Source organism: Methanosarcina sp. UBA289 (genome assembly GCA_002496565.1).
Lineage (GTDB): Archaea > Halobacteriota > Methanosarcinia > Methanosarcinales > Methanosarcinaceae > Methanosarcina.
On record DAKJ01000024.1, the window covers coordinates 18278 to 40019 of the forward strand.

The 21742-nt window shown below is 39.3% G+C and carries 20 protein-coding genes and 1 pseudogene; 20 read left to right on the forward strand and 1 reads right to left on the reverse strand.

What is annotated here, in order from left to right; all coding sequences use genetic code 11:
* Position 1 precedes the first annotated feature (1 nt).
* The 16 genes and pseudogenes from fpoN (at position 2) to BP549_RS13155 (ending at position 19044) form a co-directional block, all read left to right on the forward strand.
* On the forward strand, positions 2-1447 hold the full coding sequence (fpoN, locus tag BP549_RS13080; protein ID WP_292381297.1) for a F(420)H(2) dehydrogenase subunit N: 1446 nt from the start codon (positions 2-4) through the stop codon (positions 1445-1447).
* A 14-nt stretch (positions 1448-1461) separates the two neighbouring features.
* The gene (gene fpoO, locus BP549_RS13085; RefSeq protein ID WP_292381299.1) at positions 1462-1836 is read left to right on the forward strand and encodes a F420H2 dehydrogenase subunit FpoO; all 375 of its coding nucleotides are present in this window, start codon (positions 1462-1464) and stop codon (positions 1834-1836) included.
* Positions 1837-2470: 634 nt separating this feature from the next.
* Positions 2471-2746, forward strand: a complete 276-nt coding sequence (locus BP549_RS13090; RefSeq protein ID WP_292381301.1) for a hypothetical protein — start codon at positions 2471-2473, stop codon at positions 2744-2746.
* A gap of 21 nt (positions 2747-2767) precedes the next feature.
* A complete protein-coding gene (locus tag BP549_RS13095) occupies positions 2768-3328 on the forward strand; it encodes a hypothetical protein (RefSeq protein WP_292381304.1) in 561 nt (186 codons plus the stop codon).
* Position 3329: 1 nt separating this feature from the next.
* Complete coding sequence (locus BP549_RS13100) at positions 3330-4430, forward strand: double zinc ribbon domain-containing protein (RefSeq protein WP_292381306.1); 1101 nt, start codon at positions 3330-3332, stop codon at positions 4428-4430.
* Positions 4431-4444: 14 nt separating this feature from the next.
* The gene (locus tag BP549_RS13105) at positions 4445-4636 is read left to right on the forward strand and encodes a hypothetical protein (RefSeq protein WP_292381308.1); all 192 of its coding nucleotides are present in this window, start codon (positions 4445-4447) and stop codon (positions 4634-4636) included.
* Entirely contained in the window at positions 4633-5451 is an 819-nt protein-coding gene (locus BP549_RS13110; protein WP_292381311.1) for a hypothetical protein, read from the forward strand. Before BP549_RS13105 ends, BP549_RS13110 begins: the two co-directional genes overlap by 4 nt.
* Positions 5448-6476: a hypothetical protein gene (locus BP549_RS13115; RefSeq protein ID WP_292381314.1), complete on the forward strand. Its 1029-nt coding sequence runs from the start codon at positions 5448-5450 to the stop codon at positions 6474-6476. The genes BP549_RS13110 and BP549_RS13115 overlap by 4 nt, the downstream gene beginning before the upstream one ends.
* Positions 6477-7085: a hypothetical protein gene (locus tag BP549_RS13120; protein ID WP_292381317.1), complete on the forward strand. Its 609-nt coding sequence runs from the start codon at positions 6477-6479 to the stop codon at positions 7083-7085. It begins immediately after the preceding gene.
* The gene (fpoO, locus tag BP549_RS13125) at positions 7060-7386 is read left to right on the forward strand and encodes a F420H2 dehydrogenase subunit FpoO (RefSeq protein WP_292381319.1); all 327 of its coding nucleotides are present in this window, start codon (positions 7060-7062) and stop codon (positions 7384-7386) included. Before BP549_RS13120 ends, fpoO (BP549_RS13125) begins: the two co-directional genes overlap by 26 nt.
* Before the next feature lie 495 nt (positions 7387-7881).
* Positions 7882-8787, forward strand: a complete 906-nt coding sequence (locus tag BP549_RS13130) for a right-handed parallel beta-helix repeat-containing protein (protein ID WP_292381322.1) — start codon at positions 7882-7884, stop codon at positions 8785-8787.
* 263 nt (positions 8788-9050) lie between these two features.
* Positions 9051-9353 (forward strand): annotated as a pseudogene (fpoO, locus tag BP549_RS13135) (F420H2 dehydrogenase subunit FpoO); the annotation flags it as partial.
* A 1602-nt stretch (positions 9354-10955) separates the two neighbouring features.
* Positions 10956-12341: a right-handed parallel beta-helix repeat-containing protein gene (locus BP549_RS13140; RefSeq protein ID WP_292381325.1), complete on the forward strand. Its 1386-nt coding sequence runs from the start codon at positions 10956-10958 to the stop codon at positions 12339-12341.
* 625 nt (positions 12342-12966) lie between these two features.
* Positions 12967-16218, forward strand: a complete 3252-nt coding sequence (locus tag BP549_RS13145) for a PKD domain-containing protein (protein WP_292381328.1) — start codon at positions 12967-12969, stop codon at positions 16216-16218.
* 432 nt (positions 16219-16650) lie between these two features.
* Positions 16651-18108 carry a WD40 repeat domain-containing protein gene (locus BP549_RS13150; protein ID WP_292381330.1) on the forward strand — a complete coding sequence of 486 codons (1458 nt, stop codon included), beginning with the start codon at positions 16651-16653 and terminating at the stop codon, positions 18106-18108.
* Positions 18109-18477: 369 nt separating this feature from the next.
* Entirely contained in the window at positions 18478-19044 is a 567-nt protein-coding gene (locus BP549_RS13155; protein ID WP_292381333.1) for a UPF0228 family protein, read from the forward strand.
* A gap of 338 nt (positions 19045-19382) precedes the next feature.
* On the opposite strand, the gene BP549_RS13160 is transcribed toward BP549_RS13155, so the two are convergent.
* Positions 19383-20030 (reverse strand): TatD family nuclease-associated radical SAM protein, encoded by a 648-nt coding sequence (locus tag BP549_RS13160; protein ID WP_292373057.1) that lies wholly within the window; start codon positions 20028-20030, stop codon positions 19383-19385.
* A 309-nt stretch (positions 20031-20339) separates the two neighbouring features.
* Here BP549_RS13160 and rpl7ae point away from each other — a divergent pair, with 309 nt between their 5' ends.
* Genes rpl7ae through ndk form a run of 4 tightly spaced genes read left to right on the forward strand, consistent with a single transcriptional unit; the run spans position 20340 to position 21649 of the window.
* Positions 20340-20702: a 50S ribosomal protein L7Ae gene (gene rpl7ae / locus BP549_RS13165; RefSeq protein WP_292373055.1), complete on the forward strand. Its 363-nt coding sequence runs from the start codon at positions 20340-20342 to the stop codon at positions 20700-20702.
* 24 nt (positions 20703-20726) lie between these two features.
* Positions 20727-20948, forward strand: a complete 222-nt coding sequence (locus BP549_RS13170; RefSeq protein ID WP_292373053.1) for a 30S ribosomal protein S28e — start codon at positions 20727-20729, stop codon at positions 20946-20948.
* 16 nt (positions 20949-20964) lie between these two features.
* Entirely contained in the window at positions 20965-21153 is a 189-nt protein-coding gene (locus BP549_RS13175) for a 50S ribosomal protein L24e (protein ID WP_292373051.1), read from the forward strand.
* A 46-nt stretch (positions 21154-21199) separates the two neighbouring features.
* Positions 21200-21649, forward strand: coding sequence for a nucleoside-diphosphate kinase (gene ndk / locus BP549_RS13180; protein WP_292373050.1), 450 nt, complete (start codon positions 21200-21202; stop codon positions 21647-21649).
* Positions 21650-21742 lie beyond the last annotated feature (93 nt).

A 21742-nucleotide genomic window follows, 5' to 3' on the forward strand; every position in this document is an offset into this window, starting at 1 on the left:
AATGGAGAATTTAATGTTCCTTGCACCTGAAATCACAGTCGCTGCAACCGGCCTGATCATACTGTTTATAGGGGTCTTCATGTCCCCTCGGGCCAAGAACACGCTGGGTTACCTGGCAACTCTGGGAATCCTTGCAGCCCTGGGCCTGACAGTACAGAGTTTCGGGATCGAAGCTACAATGTTTTCCGGCACGGTCAGCATTGATGCCCTTTCCCAGTTCTTCAAATTGGTCTTCCTGGCAGTTTCCCTGATCGTTTCGCTTGCTTCAATCAAGTATAATGAAAACAGTGACCATACTGAAGAGTTCTATGCCCTTGTGCTTTTCGCAACCCTCGGGATGATGGTTGTTGCATCTTCAAATGACTTTATTCTGCTTTTCTGCGCCTTTGAGCTGGCAAGTTTTGCTACCTATGCCCTTGCGGGCTTTGAGAAACAGAATCCAAAGTCTCTCGAAGGAGCCATGAAATACTTTGTAATAGGCGCGGTTTCTTCAGCGCTTATGCTCTTTGGGATCTCTTTTGTGTACGGAGCAACAGGCACTACCAGTATTCCCTTGATTGCTGAAAATGCCTCCCTCCTGGCAGCAAACCCGATAGGGCTTGTTGCAGTCGTGTTGCTTATTGCAGGCTTCGGCTTCAAGATGGCTCTTGTGCCTTTTCATATGTGGGCTCCGGATGCCTATCAGGGTTCCCCTTCAGTTGTTTCTTCTCTGCTTGCAGCCGGGTCAAAGAAGATGGGTTTTGTGGCAGCTTTCAGGGTTTTCCTCATAGCCCTTGCTGCCCTTCAGCCTGACTGGCAATTCGCTTTTGCGCTCCTGGCAGTTGTAACCATGACTTTCGGAAACGTGGTTGCAGTATCCCAAACTAGCGTAAAACGTATGCTTGCTTACTCTTCCCTGGCTCAGGCAGGATATATTGCAATGGCTTTTGTAGTAATGACCCCAATGGCGCTTACAGGCGGAATCTTCTATACCCTTGCCCATGCCTTTATGAAAGGAGGAGCCTTTATTGCAGCCGCTGCAGTTGTCTGGATGATAACTACTCAAAGAACAGGGGATCTGGAAGTTCCCGACCACCTGAATAACTTCAGGGGCCTTGGAAAGAGAATGCCGCTGGCAGCCCTTTGCATGACGGTTTTTGTCTTTGCCCTTGCAGGGATTCCCCTGACTTCCGGTTTCATGGCCAAGATCGTGCTTTTCTCTTCAGCCATTCAGGCAGGCATGACCTGGCTTGCGGTAATTGCAATCCTGAACAGTGCCCTTTCATTGTTTTATTATGCACGGCTTGTAAGGTATATGTACTTCCTTCCCCCTGAAGGCAAAAAGATTAGTTTGCCTTTCCCATACGCAGCAGCCCTCCTGCTTGCAGCTGCAGGCGTACTGGCAATGGGACTCTGGCCCGAACCCTTTTTACAGTGGGCAATGGATGCGGCACATGTACTTATATAAGGAGGAACGAGAAAATGACAGACTGTGATCTTTGCGGACGTGCACTCCCGATCGTTATTCCGATTAGGACCTTTCCTCCCCTTCTCAAATTCGCCTATCCCGAGGGTCTATGGAAAGGACTTTGCGAGATCTGCCTCGATTCCGCCCAGAAAACCTATTTAAGCATTAACAAAGACGAAATATCCTGCAGGAGAAACAAATGCGTTCTGTGCGGTAAGAAAGGCAGAGTTTACCCTGTGGAAATTCAAATTCCCGATTTTTCAAAAGGAGTCATAAAAAGACAGGTAAACGTCTGCACAAACTGCCTGGAATCCATAAATGAGGCTTATACCTGGTTCAAAAGAGAACAGATAGAGCGTTCGGGTTGTGGGCACGGGCATGAGCATTGAATTTGAGTAAAGCTGCGTTTTGTGGCTTTATTTTTACTCTTTTGGTTTCTTTGGCAGATTGCTTTTTTTCAGTGGGAAGGCACTTTCACTGAGTTTTACTTTTTCTTGTTACTGTTTATTTTGTTTCCTACGAGCAGTTTTATCCCACTTTATTTGAGATAATCTTCCTTTCGAAACTATATGCATGAATAGATTTTGAAAACTTGGTCATCATATTTAGTTCACAGGTATTTTCTCGAAGTATATTTAGTTTTTAAAAACCGAAACATTTATCTATCCTTCTAACTTTTTAACTATATAAAATAATTTCTATATTTATAGACATATTTTATATATGTCTATAGTTTGCACGATTCATAAAAATAAAAGGATGAGAGTGAAGTCACTAGATGAGTTTCAGCAAATAAATTTCTGATATACGTAAAAGTGATCTAAACTACCCAAATCACTCGCGCCGATTTGAGGCATATCTTCTGATTTCCATACCGTTTTTTTCCATGAAAACTTCCTCGATCAGGTGGGTATCACTCCATTGCTGAAACCTTTAGAAACTATGGTGATTCTCATGTATCAAGTTGACAATACAAGGTACCGCTTAGGGTGGTTATCGGTCTTTCTCTTTATCGGGATAGCAATGCTCTTACGATATTTTGGTCTGGAGTTAATCCCATCGGTGGGTACTTTCTTACTCGGCGTTGGTCTTACGTGCAGCATACTGGCTTATTTTGTTGGAAAAAAAGAGACTACCCTTGCAGGTTTTGGTCTATTTCTCATGATAATAGGAGTCGCAATATTGCTCGTAACCTTCACCGAGGCCTCGCTGACCTTGGTTGTCGCGGGCATAGTAATCTCAGTTGCACTCGCAGGCATCATTGGTCTCTTGTATAGAAAGAAAAGCGGAATGAAGTAACGTAAACTGGAGTTGTTGACTGTGGTTGACGTAAGAGAACAGATTGAAAGGGAGCGTGGATTGCTCAAGAAAATTCAACTCGCGATTCCTTTTTATCGTGGTTACCGGCTTGAAGAGGATGCGCGTGCATCTGATATCGAACTGCGTAAACAGCTTGGAAAAGAGATCGAAACAAGGGTTCTGGCAAGACTAGGTGAAGCACAAGCGGACCTTATCCAAGAACATGGGTTTCTGCTTGCAGGTGATATTAAAGCAGCAATTGATCCGGTCCGTAGACTCCAGAATGCAATCTCCAAACAACAAACTGGAGGCTGGGGTTATGGAGTAACTCAAAACTTCTACATGACGTATCAACGAATGTTTTCATTATACGATTATGACAGAAGGTTGATTGAGATTGTTGAAAATCTCGCAGTTATTGCAGAAAAAATTCAAGATAGTGCCAGAATTGGCGACCTCTCGCAAATGGGGACAGATTTACGAGAGATACGCAAGAATGTGAGTAGCTTTGAAAAGGCGTTGATTGAAAGAATGGACATTATTCTGAATAAGAAAGTATTCGCAGATGAAGGAATGATGTAATATGGGATTCTTTGGTCTTTTTAAAGATGTCTATGTATGGGATGACATCGACAAACCCATAACTGTGGTAAAGAGAGTATATCCCAAAGGTAAAAGTTTCAATTTTAATGATGAGATTGTTATAGGCCCTACCGAAGCAGCTGTAGTTGTCCACAATGGCGCCGTCAAACAGGTCTTTATCGGTCAGGAGAAAGTGATACTTAATAGTGATAATGTTGGTATTATCAAAGAAATCACTGGTGCTATCAGTGTGATTGACGTATATATGGTAAATACAAGGAGATTCCTTGCCCGCTATGGCGAAAAGGGTACGTTTTTGGACCCAACATTAAAGGGCGGGGATGCCCCAGTTGAGATCGGCATAAATTTTGATTACACATTTGCTCTTAAACCCGATGAAATTAGTATCCAGACATTCTTCAGTCATTTTGGTTATGCGGGAGATATCTCACAACGCGAGGTCGAGGAAGTCTTAAATAAAAACACTTCATCTCAGATTAAGCTGTTATTGACAAAGGAACTGGAAGCAAAAGATGAGAACGGTCACCGCCGAATGTCCGTCTTTTCTATAGATTCGCATCGTGACAGGCTATCTAATGCTTTCGCAGCGGCATCCGATGCAAACTGTGTTGAAAAATTCGGGATTAACATTATTGACTATAACAATTTCAATGTACGCGTCGATCCCGAGTATGTAGCAAATAGAAAGAAGCTGCAGGTCAGGCAGGCAGATGTTGACTCTACTAACCTGATGGCAGGCCTCGACCCACAGGCAGTAAAGAATAAGCAGATGCTGGGTCAGGCCAATGTTCTCCATGGAATTGCACAAGGCGCAGCAACTGGCAGCAGTGGCGTGGCAGGCTTGGGAGCTGAGGTGGCCGTAGGTCTTGGTCTTCTGACACAGAGCATAATGCAGGACCAGCAGGTACCAAACCAGACACCACAGAGTACTGCTTGTCTAAACTGTGGGGGCATCGTTCCTGCAGGTTCAGCATTCTGTCCTGCCTGTGGAACACCAGCCGCCAAGACATGCCCATCGTGTGATAAGGAAGGCCCTGCTGGTGCTCTATTCTGCCCATATTGCGGGAAAAAGATGGACTGAGGTGGGAAGTCATTATGCCAATAATAAAAACTGATTCGTATGGTGGCGGATCAAGAGGAGGAGTTCTCTACTTATACGGTGAGAAAAACCAAAATCTTTCCCTCTTTCTCTCACCTTTTTATTTTTGTACCGAGTCCGCGGTCAAAATCAATGACAATGAAAACCCGGAGTTACATCAGTTTATAAGAGGGATTGATGGCATATGAAAGTAGAGTGTACAGGGTGTGGTAGAGAAATAAAAGTCAGTCATGCTATAGATAAGTTTACCTGTATATATTGTGGCACAACTACAAGCCTGAACAAAGCAGACAAGCTCTACATCTACTTCATGCCTATTAAGATCACAGCTCTACGTGCTGAAGATATATTTAAAAGGTGGGCTACAGGGCCTGGGAAAGCACCAGATCTTCTAAAAAATCTCACTGAAAAGACGCGGAAGATATATTATTTGCCTGTTGCAAAGATTGTCCGCCTTGTAGATGGTGAGGAAAAGGTCTCCATATTTTCATTAATAGAGGATAATAAAATAAACCCGGATTTGAAACTTGAGAACATTCCTTCTGGAGATATGGAATTCTACAATGAAGAAGAAATGTCAGGAGAAGTGGTTCCCTTAGACGATTATGTTCTTGAGGGTATTCGGGATAAGTTCCCTGGTAAACCAAAAGAACAAGCGATTGTATATGTTCCTGTCCATCATTTTCTGTATCAATACAGAGATCAAACCTACTCTCTGGTAGTTAATGGGATCACCGGTTCAGTTTATGCCACAGATTTCGCCGGCGAAACCAGTGAAATCTATACTCAATGTGCAAAAAAATGGCTTCATGCTGGTATAGCAGGCGGTATTGTTGCGGGTTTAAGCCTGCTTTTGCCTGAACATGGGTTTACTGTTGCCTTTATCATTTTCATTGCAACCATTGGAGGAGTCTTTTATAAGTCACGCCAGGATGGGCTGGAACTACTGATAGATTTAGAAAAACTCAGAGCTGCAGATCTGCCCAGAGAGGTTTCAAAATGAATACAGAAAGCATTAAATATGCTTCTCCTGAGATGCATAAGAACTTGGAGGAGTACAGCTGTCAATTTTGTGGCGCTAAACTTGTTCTAGATATCTATGAGCCGGTTATTTATTGCGGTCATTGTAGAGGAGCATACGTCTCCACCACATTCTATGGAGTGGAAAAGTATGTTGCTCCCGCAAAAATATCTGATGATGAAGCATGGGAGAAGATAAAGCGCTGGTTTCGGCATAAAGGCGGAGCAAAAGATCTGGAAACCCATGCGAAACTTTCTGCACTACAGACTGTCTACATTCCTTTTTGGAAGACTGTTACTGAGGTCCGTGTCGTTGTTTGTGGTTACAACGTAAGAACGGATAGTGATGGCAACGAGAGTCATGATCTCGTCAAGTATATGTACAAAAACTCTTATCCCTGGAATAGCATAGCCTGCGACCAATCCGAATATGGTCTATTCACTTATGATACCGACGTGGATGCGAAGCCAATCCTTGAACTGGAGAGATCTATCCCGCTTGTTCCTGTCACTCTCTCTGAAACCGATGCAAAAGATATCAGTTATGAAGATGTTACCGGACGAGCCAAAGACGATGCCATGTCAAAAATGGATGAGTGTACGTTCTGTCAGGTTTTCCTGAAAATAAAATCCTTTAAACTGATTTACCTTCCCTACCTGCAAGTCAGTTACAACTACAAAGGAAAGGAGTATTCTGTCGTGATGAATGGTATCTCAGGCAATATCGAAGTCGGTAATATGCCTGGTGACAGAGGTCGTCAGGCAAACGGATTTGGATTCCGGCTTGGTGCAGGTAGTGCGGTTATGGGAGTCGGTGCTGGAGTAGCTATTGTTTTTATTATCAGTGGCAGTGTTCTGGGAGCCATCATCGGGTTAATTGTTGGAGGAATCCTTGCCGCATGGGGATACTCTTATTATGAGAAGAGTCTCCACATACTGCAGTATGGGTCTGAAGTGAGAACAGGTGATCAGATTACTGAAGTTGTCACAGCAAATGAGGTGAACTGAATGGGGTTAAAACCGCTTAGCTGCCCCGAATGTGGGGAAGCATTGAAAGGAGAGGCTGGAAACGGCCTAGTCCTCGGATGTACAAATAACCATTATGTTGGCGTCAAAGTGGATACGCACAATGTCTATTCAGTTCCAGCACAACTTGTAAAACCGAATCAGGTTGATCCAAAAAGAAAGCTGGTGTTTCTTCCATTCTGGGTCTTTAATCTGTTCATTGATGTATCTGACCGGAAAATTAGGGGGGGAGGTGTCTGGAGATTTATCACTGGTCAGAAGCTTCTAAGTGGTGATAGTACTATGTACGTCTGTGCTGCCAATCTTCCTGAAAAAAATGTGGATGAATTGAGTAAACATTACTCAATAAATAACCTTCCAGCAGATTCCATAATCAGCGATATTTTCAGGGAAGATTTCAACAAACTTCCTGTCATCATGGATGAAGAGACAGCATACCAGCATGCACACTATATATTCCTGAAGAACGAATTTGATGCATCCGGGACCCTCCAATGGATAAAATATAAGTTTGATTTAAAAGGCTGGAGACTTGTTTATCTCCCATTTTACATGGATCAACGCAGTGGTACTTACGACAGGATTATCTGAAAGAGTGTCTGGAAAGGGCCTTTGCGAGATCTGCCTCGATTCCGCCCAGAAAACCTATTTAAGCATTAACAAAGACGAAATATCCTGCAGGAGAAACAAATGCGTTCTGTGCGGTAAGAAAGGCAGAGTTTACCCTGTGGAAATTCAGATTCCCAATTTTTCAAAAGGAGTTATAAAAAGAAAAGTAAATGTCTGCACAAACTGCCTGGAATCCATAAATGAGACTTATATCAGGTTTAAAAGAGAGCAGATAGAGAGTCCGGGTTGTGGGGACGGGCATGAGCACGTTCATGAGCATTGAATTAGGATAAAGCTGCTTTTGTGGTTACTACTCTATTTTTTATTCTTTTTTGAAATAACTACTTAAAATTCAATAGAAAAACTTCTGTGTTGAATTCTATAATTGTCGGTTGTTGAGATTTTTTCTTTTTTGTAATTTAGTAGTTATACTCATACCATGTCAAAGTCAATGTCAATAAGCTAATTTTGGGTAGGTTGAATAATATCTTTTTTGTCTGTCTCTTATTGTATCTCTTTTGATTTAAGGCTCAAGTTCCACTAAGTAATTACTTAATTTTGTCATAAATATTTTATATCAAAAAATTTATACAGTACAAAGAAAATCAAATTTTTCTTACTACATGGGAGCTTCAAGAAATTGAGGCCCTTACAGAACTTCCATATAGACCCGAAGGTAAAGTAGGTGTTTTTGAAAAATATAAAAATATAAGAGTGAATCGTCAGGAAGGTGATATAGCTGAGAATTAAAATTTATCTCGTTATAATATGTTCTCTTTTGATTATAAATACAGTTACTGCTGCAGCGAGTACGATTACTGTCGATAACAGTGGAGAAGGAGATTATACTTCCATAAAGCAAGCTGTAAACAACTCTGTTGATGGAGATACATTACTTGTTAATAAAGGAGTTTACGTAGAAAACGTGGTCGTAAATAAAAAATTAGCAATAATCTCAAAGTCGGGAAATCCGGAAGACACAATCGTTCAAGCTCTTAATCCTGGCGATCATGTCTTCCATGTAACTGCCGACAATGTAACAATTAGCGGGTTCAATGTAACAGGAACAAACAAGTCAGGCATATATTACACTGGATCGGATGGCACTATCGCTGGCAATAAACTGGTTTCTGACAAATATGGAATTTATCTGGAAAAAGCTGAAAACATTACAATTGAAAACAACAATGCATCTCAAAATGGGTGTGGAATTTACTTGAAAAACTGCAGAAAAAATAAACTGGTAAATAATGAAGTAAATTATAATTGGTTCAAGTGGGGAAAATATAGAAACGGGGTTCTTCTCAAAAATTCAAGTAATAATAAGCTAACAGATAACAATATATCAAGAAATTGGGATGGTATATGCCTCGAAAATTCTTCAAACAATGAACTGAGCAAAAATGCAGTTATAGATGACTATTTCTGTATTAGTCTTAGAGATTCAAATAATAATAAACTTATTGATAATACCGTCAGATCAATTGGATATTCATTTGATATTACGCTGGGGAAATCTCATAATAATACTTTGCAAGGTAACAGTGCAGGCTTTATGGCTGAAATTAGAGTATCATCTGGCCCAGAGAGCACAAATAACACACTTGAAGGCAAGCAACATATTAGAAGACAAAATAGCCAGTTTTTTTGTCAAAGATTACTATTTAACTTAGCGAATCGGTAATTTAATTTTAGATCACTTATAGACTTTGAAACCTTTTATGTTAATCTAATTTCCCAAAATATATTCCAGAATTAATTGCCATAGCACTAACATTCGCAGATATGTTTTAATCAACAGAATTTCTCGCAAAACCTACTTATCTACTATATTATTTTTAATATATTATCTATTTTGATTATTTTAACTGTAACTTCTAAATCAAAAATCGGATTGTATACTTATAGAGTTTTTCCCTCTTCCATTAATTATTCTACCCCAACGGTGTCTGGAAAGGTATTTGTGGGACCTGCCTGGATTCCACCCAGAAAAATTATTTAAGCATCAATAAAAACAAAATCTCCTGCAGGAGAAACAAATTCGCTTTGTGCGGAAGAAAAGGCAGGGTTTATCTTGTGGAACTGCAGGTTCCCGCTTTTTCAAAAGGAATCGTGAAAAAAGAAGCAAACGTCTGCCCAGTTTGCCTGGATGAAATCAATGAGGCGTATATCAGGTTCAAAAGAGAACATATCGAGCAATCCCACGAAGAGGGCCATATCCACGGGCATAAGAGCGTTTACAAGCATTGAGTTTAAGTAAAGCTGCATTTTGCGACTTTATTTCGATTCTTTTTTCTATATTATTAGCTTCAATAAATATTTCTTGATAAGGGTAACTTTTTATCCAAGTATGTTTGATCTCTATAAAATTCAACATTTTGAAGCATTTAATGGGTTTAGATCCAAAATAGAATCAATTTTACCATTAGTAACTCTGATTTTGCTTAACTAATTAATTATAGGTTAAATAATTCAGGCCTCATAAAGAAAACAAAAGCTCACAAACTATAAAACAGGCTTAATATAATTATCTACATTTTTAACTAACAATCACCTAGATGTTGATATATATTGATAATTAGGAAATTTTATTCTAATACTTTTATATATTTTAAAATTATATGACTATTTGTACTCACTGGCATAGCCACCTTTGGAAAAGTTATGGACAACTATCTTTAATTCGTTTTGTTCTAAACCGGTGACTGCGTAAGAGTACGCAAAGAAGAAAGAGTACGCAAAGAAAAATATGAAATCTACTAAACGAGTGGAGGAAAATAAAATGTATATTGGCAATATTGGCAACTTTGACATTCGCTGCAGCCGGGATTTCCAAGTAATTAAGAATGGTGTAGTAGTGTGGGATGGATAACGAATCATAAGAGTTGTCTTTAAAATTAATTGACAGTTCCATAGATCCGTTATATTTTGAGCTGGCGGCTGCATAAAATGAAAAACATACAAAAAATAGTATAAGCTTGGAGAAAGGAAAAACTGAGTATATCAATAATTTCTTATGCTGTCTGCCAGAGACTCAAAGCAATTTCAAATGATCTTTTCTAAACAGCTTGAAAAAAATATATCTATAGATATCTCTCAAGATTAACATCTGATCCTATAGATTCACTTTACCTCGAGCCGATATCTCGATATCTATCTATTTTTACTGGTATCCTTGAGTAATTGATTTATTTTTCTAAATTTATGGTTCTATTATTGTTTAAGGAGATTGAAGTCACTTTCAAGTAGATGCCTCATAGTTTTGTTGCTTGAAAACTTACTCTGGATACAGAAAATGGTTTCATATAACTCTACCGATGGCGAAAAAAATTTTGAATTCGTAAAATGGGAAAAAATCCGCTAGTGAAAGTTTTTGTGAAGTAACTTCTTATTAGGAGTAATATAGGAAAATCTGCCTCTTTAAGGGAAATTTTCGACTTTACCAGTTTTAACTTTAATCAAATTTCATTTTCTAAAAATTGGTTTCTTATTTCTCAACATACTCCAGCACAACTCTGAATTCCTCATAATCTTCCAGTCTTTCTTCCTCATAATCTTCCAGTCTTTCACTCAGGAATTCTTCAGGCCTCTAAGGTCTGCTTCTTCACATATAGACAGGTAGATTTCTGAACCCGGCCAGGTGAGAATCTCTATACGAAATCTTTTAGGTTTCTTGTAGAGACAAAGAGATATTTAAAAACGAGAAAACAATTGATATATAAATTATTAATTTCATCTGTATATTAACAAATTAATCGCATATTAACAAATTATGTTCATTATACGCGATAATTGTCGGCTCGAAGTTATCCTATTCTAAGCCGGAGGGGCTATGTAAAGTTTCTGGGGGGTTTGGTTCTGAGATTCGTGCTTATCGGAGATTGTAGCAGTAGGCGGAGGTTCAGTACCGCGCTGATTGTCATTTTGATTGTTGTTTTATCTTTGCTTTCGGCAGGCATCGGAAGTGCAGAGGTTATTTATGTAGAACCCGGTAATTCGATCCAGGCTGCAGTAAATAATTCTACGGCCGGAGATCTCGTCATTGTGAAAGCCGGAGAATATCAGGAGAATATTGTTGTCAACGTTTCAGGAATAAAGATCAGTTCGGAATTTGAGAACCCTGAAAATGTGCTTGTAAGGGCCAGAGATATAAATTCCAGCGTATTCCGGGTTAAGGCCGGTAATGTAACTCTCAGCGGCTTCAATATAACCGGATTAGGGGAGGTTTCCAGTGTATTTAACGCTTCAAGCTCTACAAACTCTTCCGATGTCGGCAATAATTCCAGTGATTCCGAGAATGCAGATCTAGAGCAGGTTTCCAGTTCAGGGCCGAGTATGTCTACCCAATGGGATGAGTTCGGTTGTCCTGCAGCAGGAGTTTGCCTTGAGCAGGTTAACAACTGCACAATCGAGAACAATACATTTTTTGATAACAGGTACGGGATTTACCTGCAGGCATCCAGGAACAGTACACTCTTAAAGAATACTTTTTTCCGCAACGGAATATGGCTTGATGAAGGGTGCGGTGAGAACCTAATGATAAATAATACTATAGAAGAGAGTAATCTAGTTCTTGGGGCTCATTGCTGGGACAATATAATGTTCCAGAACCGGCTTTCGAACGGTGAAGGAATAAGTATTGCTTGCTGCGGTGGAAACAATCTCGTGTCAAGGAATGAAATTATAAATTGCAGTACCGGCATTGACATTTATGATGTTCAGGCAAGAACTATCCTGCGTGACAACCGGATCTCTAACTGCGAAAATGGGATCTATCTAACTTTTGTCTTCGATTCCAGGGTTTATAATAACACAATTTCAAACGGCAGCACAGGCATATTTCTGAGAGAGAACTGTCAAAACAACGAGTTATCTAATAATACAATAATAGAGAGTAACGAATCTGGAATTTGTCTGCAGGATTACAGCGCAGATAACCGTATTTATAATAATTACTTCAATAATAACTTAAACGTGATAGCCGAGAATTCCGAAGGAAATATTTGGAATACTACACAGTCACCAGGGACAAGTATCATAGGAGGGCCAAACTTGGGAGGGAATTTCTGGGCAAATCTAAAAGGAACAGGCTTCTCTCAGGTCTCGAACGATTCAAACTCCGATGGGATCTGCGATTCTCCGTTCAAGATTAATGGAAGTGACTTCGATTATCTTCCGCTTGCCAAACCTCCTTCCTCAACCGAGCTGGACCTTACGGTCAACAGTCGAAATGCCTGAAGCAAACAATATTTATCACATTTCTTGAGATTGATATGGATCCCCTCAATTTTATTTATTTTGGAGCCCTGCTCTCAGGGCAGTCAACATGACAGGCAAGTAAACCTCAGGTTTTGAAAGTAAGGGACACAGGAAAAAGTAATGTCAGTGTTTCCGCTGAATTTAGTAATTCTTCAGGTTCGGTTTTCCCTGAAGGCCTCTATATTTCTTCCATTTTCTGGCACTTTTCCAGTTGCGATGATTCTGCAGCGGATTTTTATATATTATTCCTTTGGAAGAGTAAGCTGGGTAAAAACAGCTGCAGCGGATTTCTCTTTGTCCACAACTTATTGAAGCTCACCATTAATCGTGAAAGTCAACAGTAGTGTCATGAGAGAACTTTCAATGTTTAGTTCTTTTAATTAATATAAAAATAAGAATTAAAAACCGTTGAAACCCAAAACTAATGGATTTTAACCTTTTAAATGTAAAATAAATTCTCAACATGCTGTACATTCTTTGGAGAAATGATTAAGATTATATATAGGTCCTAAAATAAGGACTATTGACTCTTAAATAGCTAAATTTTTAGGTCTTTGTAAGAGCTCTATAATTTGATATTTCTGGTTTAAAGGGGGAAGTATGGGTGTGGGTAAATAAATTCACAATTTTTTTAGCGGTTGCTATTTTTCTTATAATTTTGGCTTATAGCCCTGCATCCGCCAGGGAGATTACAGTAGATAGTAATGGCTCAGGTGCAGATTTCAAATCGATTCAGGAAGCAGTGAAGAATTCGTATCATGGAGATGTAATTTTAGTTTGTCCAGGAAATTATAACGAAAGTGTGGATGTAACGAAAGAAAATATAAGCATTCTTTCTGAATCTGAGGATCCTGAGAACACTATTGTTCGGGCATTTAAAATGGGTGCAAACAATACTACTATAAGTGGATTTAGTATACAGGAAGGTTTAATTTTACGGAAATATATACCTACTGGTGCCTCTACTGGTTATAGTTATCAAGACCCCATTGAAAACTGTACTGTTAAAAATAACATTTTAAAACTGGGCATTGATGCTAAGGTGTGTCATAATTTCACAGTTGTGAAAAATGTAATTTTGAATTCAGGTATCCTTATATCTGCCCCTGAAGACGCCGTGATTTCTAATCTTAGAATTTCTGACAATCTAATTGTTGACGGAAGTATTGATAATTCAGGTATCCTTATATCTGCCCCTGAAGGCGCCGTGATTTCTAATCTTAGAATTTCTGACAATCTAATTGTTGACGGAAGTATTGATGTTTCTCAACAGCGAGGTAGTTGTTTTTTACTTAATTCAGGTAATTTTATTTTGCTTAATAATACTATTTTAAAAGGTATGATAGCGTTGAATAACTGCTGCGGCTACAAAATTCTCGAGAATTATATTTCAAATGATCCGAATGCTGGCTCGGGAGGTATGGGAATTGCCCTTTATGGATCTAATTCTACTAAAATAGAAAATAATACAATTGTAAATTGTAGTTCAGGTATGCATATGATGTCAGGGTCTTGTACAATTAGTAATAATACCCTGACTGATAATGGTCAAGGAATTATGGCTGGGTCATCGCTAAAGGGGAACTCATTTTTAAATAATACAATCTTAAATAACAATATAGGGATATTCTTGAGCGGTCCAGCTTATGTTCCCGCTTATATTGGAGATTCGACAGGAGGAGACTCACTTTTAAATGAAGGAAACTCACTATTAAATAATAATATTTCAAACAACAATATAGGTATATTTTTCGAAAGCGATTCGTCTGGCAATCTGGTAGCTAGTAACAGGGTGGAGCTAAACAATCAATATGGAGTCTATGTCGAAGATGTCAGCTATGAGGTTCCATATAATGGGACTAATTGGTTTTATAATAATATATTCAACAATACTGTCAATTTCTTTAACGGTGACGGCAACTACAAGAGCAACTATTATACTGCAAAGACAATAAGCAATAAAACCGGAATATTTTTTGCTACCTGGAATACCACAAAAGTCTCAGGTACTAATATTGTATGCGGCCCTTACCTTGGTGGTAATTACTGGGCAAAACCTAATGGAACTGGATTTTCCCAGAACTGTGTAGATTCGGATGAAGATGGAATTGGAGACTTACCCTATAAAATTAATGAGAATTATACGGACTATCTCCCACTCGCATCTGTATCAACATCACAGGAATCAATAATTCCCATCGCAAACTTCAGCACCAATATAACACAGGACCTTGCCCCAGTTGCTGTCCAGTTTACAGATCTCTCGAAAAATGCAATTTTATGGGAGTGGGATTTTGACAGTGATGGAATATCTGACTCTACAAACCAAAATCCAGCTTATACATACACGACCCCTGGAACTTATATTGTCAATTTAACCGTGAGTAACGGAAAAGATAGGTCATCAAAAAATATGGAAGTAGTTTTACAGGAAGCTGAAGTTCCTCCGTTAGCAGACTTCAAAACTAATGCCACAGCTGGCCAGGTTCCTCTTTCAGTTAAATTTACACAACTCTCGGAAAACGCAACATCATGGGTATGGGATTTCAACAATGATGGAACTGCTGATTCTATAGAAAAAAATCCGGTTTATGTATATGCTTATCCTGGAACCTATACTGTTAACCTAACAGTAGATAATATAAAGGGCACTTCCTCAAAATCGTCTATTGTAACAGTATCTCCTGCACAACGCATAGATGGGGAGCTTATTCTCACCGAATATCTGATTACAACAAACAAATCAATCACGGGTGGCCCTGCTATCTACAATGACTGGATAGTATGGCAGGATAACCGCAATGGAAACCGGGATATCTATATGCATGATCTCAACACTCGCAAGGAAATGAAAATAATCACCGGTGAAACTAGTCAGTACGATCTTGATATTGGCAGTGGCAATATAGTGTGGTATAATCTGCGTAATGGAAATCAAAGTGAGATCTACGTATACAATGCCTCCGCTTCTAAGGAAACTCAGATAATCACTAACAAATCATTTAAGTGGCTTCCTGCTATCTATAAGGATAAGGCTGCATGGATTGATTTCCGCAATGGAAAATCCGATGTATACATGTATAATCTTTCTACTTCCAGAGAGATTCAGATTACTACCAGTGAATCCGACCATAAGTATTTTCCTAGTATATACGATGATAGAGTAGTATGGGTAGATGGAGATATTTACATGTACAATCTGTCTACTTCCAAAGAGACACAGATAACTTCCACTGAATCATGGAAGCAGAAGCCTGTAATTCACGGGGACAGAATTGTATGGCAGGATGAACACAATGGGTATTTCGATATCCACATGTATGATCTTTCCACTAAAAAGGAAACTCAAATCACTAGCGGACGAGTAGGCTGGCCTGCCATTTATGGTAACAGAATAGTATATACCGATACTCGCAATTGGAAAACTGATATCTATATGTACGATCTACCCACTGGAAAGGAGACTCAGATCACTACCAGCGGATCAGCGTCGGGTCGTGCAATCTACGGGGACAGGATTGTATGGGCAGATTCTCGCAATGGACTTGAAAACTCGGATATCTACATGTGCACTATTTCGAAGAAGGAATCCGGATCAAAAAGACCTGATGCAGACTTTTCTGCATTTCCAAATTCAGGAACAGCACCGTTAAAAGTATTGTTCACTGACAATAGTACAGGTGCACCTACTTCCTGGCTGTGGGACTTTGGGGATGGAATTAATTCAAAACATGCAATGAATGCGACGCACACCTTTACAAATCCTGGAACTTATAACGTTACTTTAAATGTAACTAATGCCGCTGGCAGTAGTTCGATAACCAGACAGGGCTATATTACAGTAAAAGGCAAGTAAAGTGTCTAAAATAGTGAGACAGTTGTGCTTTAAGAGTAACGAAAACCGTCAAGGCTGAAATATAGTAATAAATTATTAACCAAACCTAAAAAACGGACAAGATTTAATAAATCTTGTCAGATCTCAGGGTTATATTTTGGTTTGCAGTATTCAGTAACTGACCCTCTAACTGATTAATGAATAAAAAAGATTAGTGAGTCTTAAGAGAAAGATTAGTAAGTTCTTTTGAACAAAACCACGCAATATGAGGTTGTCGGTCATGAAAATCTTGATTGTCTACCTCTTTCAGTTTCTCTCAATCGGTGCTTTGGGACATGAAGATCCCATCGTTCAGGATTTTTCCCCTCCTTCTTAATACTCTTTCTAAATACTATACTCTTATTGCACTCTTACAAAAAATTCATGTGGAATTAACTCCTATTTATAGCTATTATGAGACAGTCAGCGGGAATATGGTTATTTATAGCACTGGGTCTGCTCTTCGGCCTGTTTGCAGATTTGGGAGCTGCAGATGAGACCGTTACTCTGGGTAGCGAGGAAGTAAATCTTTCGGAATTCAGGGCTTTTGACCTGCTCTGTAAATGTGAAACAGGATGCATAGTTAATACGGTTTCTCTTTCTTCCAGTGGGAATTGTCTTGCAGTCGGGGATTTTAATCATAATGTTTCTCTTTTTAGTTCCGATGGGGAGAAACTCTGGAATTATACCACTGGAGATATTGTTTACACCGTATCAATCTCTTCCGATGGAACTCGTGTAGCTGCAGGAAGCAACGATAAGAAAGTCTATTTTTTTAACAGGGAGGAAAAATTACTCTGGAGTTACGAAACAGGGGGAAGTGTGAACAGTGTTATGATCTCCTCCGATGGTTCATATGTGGCAGCGGGCAGTGAAGACGGCAAGATTTACTTCTTTAATCGAGAAGGCAAGCTTTTATGGAATTTTGATTCCGGAAATTCCATCCGCAGTATAGCCATTTCCAAGGACGGCTCTTATGTTACAGCCGGAGGGTCCAATCACTGCATTTACCTCTTTGACAGTGAAGGAAATAAAATGTGGGAACAGAGGACAGGCAGTGTAATCAATAGTGTGTGCATCACTCCACAGGCCAATTATGTGGCTGCCGGAGGTTCCAATTATAACGTTTATCTTCTTAATCAGAAAGGGGAGTTTTCCTGGATACACCATCCTGCTTACTGGATTAGCAGTGTTTCTCTGACAAACAATGGCTCCTATCTGGCAGCAGGAAGCTTTGACGATAAAATTTACTTGTTTAACAGCACAGGCACAAAACTCTGGGACTACAAGGCAAAAGACGACATCTACAGTGTTGTCATTTCGCCGGATTCTTCATTCATTGCAGCCGGAAGCTGGGATGATACGCTTTATGTGCTCGATCTCGATGGGAATGAGTTCTGGAACTGCAGTTGCGGAGGAAATATTAATGACGTATACATTTCTCGTGATAGCTCGGTCATTGCCGCAGCGAGCGATGATGGAGCAGCGTATCTTTTTGAGCGGAACTCGACAGTTTTTGCACGGCTCTTTGGGGATCGTTTCCTTTTAGAAGAAGGACTCGGACTGCCGTTAAAAGAAGATATGGCAGCAGTTGTAGGCATTGAAAATGTGGTTGAGATTGCTTCGGCCTCCAAGGATTCAGATAGTGTAAAAAGTGAAGGCAATCCTGCAACAGAAAACTCCGCCTCCACAGAAAGTTCACCAAGGTTTTCGGGACTGCTTAATTTCTTTAAATATCCAATATTCCTTTTACTGGCGGTTTTTATAGTAGCGATTTACCTGAAGAATCAAACCTTCAAAAAACGGCCAAGAGAGGAAAACTTGGAAGACTTTGAGAACCTTGATGATGAAAAACACAGGTCTGGAAATTAACACAAAAATTCGGAAATCTGAAATTTCAGCTCTAGAGACGTAAACTTCCATTTCTGTAATATGTAGAGAAAATTACTATATATCCCACTTTCCGCAGTAATATTTCACATTTCATAATTTTTCCTGCTATCGATTTTTAATCCAACATGAATTTCTTGGACTTTTATGCAGGAGGTGAAAGCAACTATATGGTGTATTTAGAAACCAAAAAACGATATCATTCAATTTTCACCAAATCTTTTAAAGAGTCAAAATTATTTATATCTGTTTCAAAAACGTTATCAGAAAAAATATTGGTTTTCGAAAAAATACTGCGGAATGTGGGATATATTACGGAACTGATATCATAATATTTTTGCAGTGGTAGTTATGAATAAAGGAAATAAAAAAATCACATTCTTTATCGTTTTTCTGATTTCCATAGTCCTTATTGGATTATTTGTAAAGATGACAATTTTTACTCCAACAATAACCCCACATGAAGGCAATATAGGTGGCTTAGTCGTTCAATTTAGAGAGGGGGTTACCAAAACAGAAGCAAAAAATATCCTTGAGAACTACAACTTGACTATGTATTATGTAGATTATAATTATTATGCAATGCCAGACACGTATTACATAGTGGTAGATAAAGACAAAGTGGTGGATGTTAGGAATGAATTGGAAAAAATAGAAAGTTGGACTAATTATACAACATCTATCGAAAAAGGAAATTATTGTATAATTACGGTACCTGATCAAACTATTAATGATAAGAATTTTATTAAGATATTAAATAAACATAACCTTCAAGTAAAAACGTTCGTCTATTGCCATATTCGATTTGGAGAGCATCCTTTGAGTGGGATTTCTGAAGAACGCGCGGATAAGTATGTAAGCGAACTTGAAATGAATGAAAACATCTTTACTGTATACATTGAGTCTTTTCAATCTTAAATTCCAAAATAAAAAAGGGAAATCTTGACTGTTGATTTTCATATTTTTGTAGTATAATTAAAATAAGTAATTAAAATAAGTAACAAAAAAATGAAAAAGAACTTTTGTATTTATTCAATATTTTGTACAGTCGTTTGGTAACCTTATTTTTATAATAAATTTTTAGATAACTAAATCCATTATGTTTTCTTATGTTGAATCAAACAGAAATATAATTTACTCAGTATAGGTCTTTTCGTTTTTATACTCGCGTTCTGTAAGTATAATCTACTTGTTACCTCCTGCTAATTCTAGTCATATTGCTGAAAATTTATTAAATATTTTACTTTTAACAGCTTTCAGATTTCTTTGCTTGCAGCTTCGGATAAAACCCTTATATGAAAACCAGAATCAAGCTCCTCTGCAAGCCTTTTACATTTTTCCAGGTCAATTTCGGGCACATTAACTACTGTAACTCTTGTACTGATTCCTGCCTTCCTTGCTCCCTTAACAAAATCAAGTACTGCAGAATAAGCATTTTTATGAATAGGCCTGCAAAGTTTGTTATATTTTTCTTCGGACTCGGCATTCAAGCTTACGGAAACAGAGTCTAATCCTGCAGTTTTCAGTTCTGAGACCACATCTCTTCCCGGGTTTATCAGGGCTGCCTGTCCATTGGTATCTAGCCTGACTCGAATATTCCGGTTTTTCAGCCAGCGGGTTACTGCTAGCACCACATCAAATCTGAGGGTTGGTTCTCCAAGGCCTGTGAATACTATTTCTCTATATTTTGAAAGATCCAGTCCTTCAAGGGCTCCGATAACTTCCTCTGTTGTCGGTTCTCTTGAAAGCCTCAAGTCATATCCGTAAACCCCGTCTGCAAAATTACGGATGCAAAAAACGCAATCTGCACTGCAGCGGTTTGTAAGGTTAATATAAAGATTTTTGTGAGCTTCATAGTAGACCGTGTCCATGAAATCAAAATTTCTCACATTCCTTATAACCATGACGTATTTATTCCGTTTTTATCCGGGAGCTGAAAACAGCTTTATATATACGAACCTCTTATCAATTTACTTCTGCTTTTCGGTTATGACTTGCGTTTTCAAGCAGAAAGTTTATAGGTGATCATGTACTTCTAAGGTTCGATCTGCAGCATTTAGCTAGCAGTATCTATGTTTCAACTCATTTACTCTCCGCATTGAAGTCTCTCATGTTTCAATTAAATATCTGATTTCAATGTTGACAGATGTGTGTTAAAAAACCTATGATTGATGAAAAATTGCGACACTCGCAATTTCGAAGGAGAATCTTATATGGCACAATTAGCTAAATTCGACGTTCCAGAAGAACTTACAAACAAAGCACTTGAAGCTCTGGAGCTTGCCAGAGACACTGGAAAGATTAAAAAAGGCACCAATGAAGCCACAAAAGCAATAGAAAGAGGCAATGCAAAGCTCGTTCTGATCGCAGAAGACATCGAGCCTGCCGAGATTGTCGCTCACATCGCTCCTCTTTCCGAAGAAAAGAAAGCACCTTATATCTTCATCAAAAACCAGAAAGAACTCGGTGCAGCCAGTGGGCTTGGTGTGTCCTGCGCAACTGTCGCAATCGTAGATGCAGGAAAAGCAGCTGAAATCGTCCAGGACATTGCTCAGAAGCTTGAAGCTCTTAAATAATCCTGATAACAAGAGGTGCTAATTATGGCTGATGAAAGCATAACCGGCGGCTTTGCTGCTGAGGTTATTGACGTTATCGGGAATACAGGTATGCATGGTGAAGCCAGCCAGATCCAGTGTAGGGTTCTGGAAGGCAGGGATAAGGGCCGTGTTATCACAAGAAACTGTGTGGGCCCTGTCCGCGTAGGCGATATCCTGATGCTTCTTGAGACCTCAAGAGAAGCAAAGAAACTGACCACCAGATAAGAAAGCGGTGAGATTGATGGAACAGAGAAAATGCTATTTCTGCGGGAAGATGCTGGAGCCCGGAACTGGTAAGCTCTATGTCAAGAAAGACGGTTCTACCTATTACATGCACTCTTCCAAGTGTATGAGCAACTTCAAATTAGGCAGACTTCCAAGGCGTACCGAATGGACCGAGAAGGGCAGAATCCAGTTGAAGAAAGCATAAAAGTAGAATTGCCAGTTTTATTTGTTCGGATTATTAAGGTGTGCACATGGAACAGACATACGTTATGGTAAAGCCTGACGGAGTCCAGCGCGGGCTAGTCGGAGAGATAATTTCCAGAATCGAGAAGCGAGGTCTGAAGCTCGTTGCCCTCAGGATGAACGTTATCAGTGAAGCCACTGCAAAAGAGCATTACGGTGAACATGCAGCCAAGCCTTTCTTCCCAGGCCTTGTCGAATTCATCACTTCGGGACCTTCAGTCTCAATGGTAGTTGCAGGAAAAGATGCAATCCGGGTTATGAGGGCTATAAATGGGGCTACAAACCCTGTAGATGCAGCTCCCGGAACAATCCGTGGGGATTTTGCTCTTGATGTAGGCAGAAATGTAGTTCATGCCTCCGACTCTCCAGAAGCTGCAGCAAGGGAAATTGCAATTCACTTTAAGGACTCCGAAATTGGAAACTATTCCAGGGTCGATGAGGTCTGTCTGTACGAATAAAGCAGGTGCATCAAAGCCTTTTTGTGTTCCTGGAATTTCAGGACACGATTCCAGGCCTTTGTTTATCCGACCTGCAATTATGGGTCCGTCAGG

Excerpts from the sequence above, each read along its gene's own strand:
- fpoN (WP_292381297.1), top strand. The coding sequence starts at position 2 with ATGGAGAATTTAATGTTCCTTGCACCTGAAATCACAGTCGCTGCAACC.
- fpoO (WP_292381299.1), top strand. The coding sequence starts at position 1,462 with ATGACAGACTGTGATCTTTGCGGACGTGCACTCCCGATCGTTATTCCG.
- BP549_RS13090 (WP_292381301.1), top strand. The coding sequence starts at position 2,471 with ATGCTCTTACGATATTTTGGTCTGGAGTTAATCCCATCGGTGGGTACT.
- BP549_RS13100 (WP_292381306.1), top strand. The coding sequence starts at position 3,330 with ATGGGATTCTTTGGTCTTTTTAAAGATGTCTATGTATGGGATGACATC.
- BP549_RS13105 (WP_292381308.1), top strand. The coding sequence starts at position 4,445 with ATGCCAATAATAAAAACTGATTCGTATGGTGGCGGATCAAGAGGAGGA.
- BP549_RS13110 (WP_292381311.1), top strand. The coding sequence starts at position 4,633 with ATGAAAGTAGAGTGTACAGGGTGTGGTAGAGAAATAAAAGTCAGTCAT.
- BP549_RS13115 (WP_292381314.1), top strand. The coding sequence starts at position 5,448 with ATGAATACAGAAAGCATTAAATATGCTTCTCCTGAGATGCATAAGAAC.
- BP549_RS13120 (WP_292381317.1), top strand. The coding sequence starts at position 6,477 with ATGGGGTTAAAACCGCTTAGCTGCCCCGAATGTGGGGAAGCATTGAAA.
- BP549_RS13150 (WP_292381330.1), top strand. The coding sequence starts at position 16,651 with ATGAGACAGTCAGCGGGAATATGGTTATTTATAGCACTGGGTCTGCTC.
- BP549_RS13155 (WP_292381333.1), top strand. The coding sequence starts at position 18,478 with ATGAATAAAGGAAATAAAAAAATCACATTCTTTATCGTTTTTCTGATT.
- BP549_RS13160 (WP_292373057.1), bottom strand. The coding sequence starts at position 20,030 with ATGGTTATAAGGAATGTGAGAAATTTTGATTTCATGGACACGGTCTAC.
- rpl7ae (WP_292373055.1), top strand. The coding sequence starts at position 20,340 with ATGGCACAATTAGCTAAATTCGACGTTCCAGAAGAACTTACAAACAAA.
- BP549_RS13170 (WP_292373053.1), top strand. The coding sequence starts at position 20,727 with ATGGCTGATGAAAGCATAACCGGCGGCTTTGCTGCTGAGGTTATTGAC.
- BP549_RS13175 (WP_292373051.1), top strand. The coding sequence starts at position 20,965 with ATGGAACAGAGAAAATGCTATTTCTGCGGGAAGATGCTGGAGCCCGGA.
- ndk (WP_292373050.1), top strand. The coding sequence starts at position 21,200 with ATGGAACAGACATACGTTATGGTAAAGCCTGACGGAGTCCAGCGCGGG.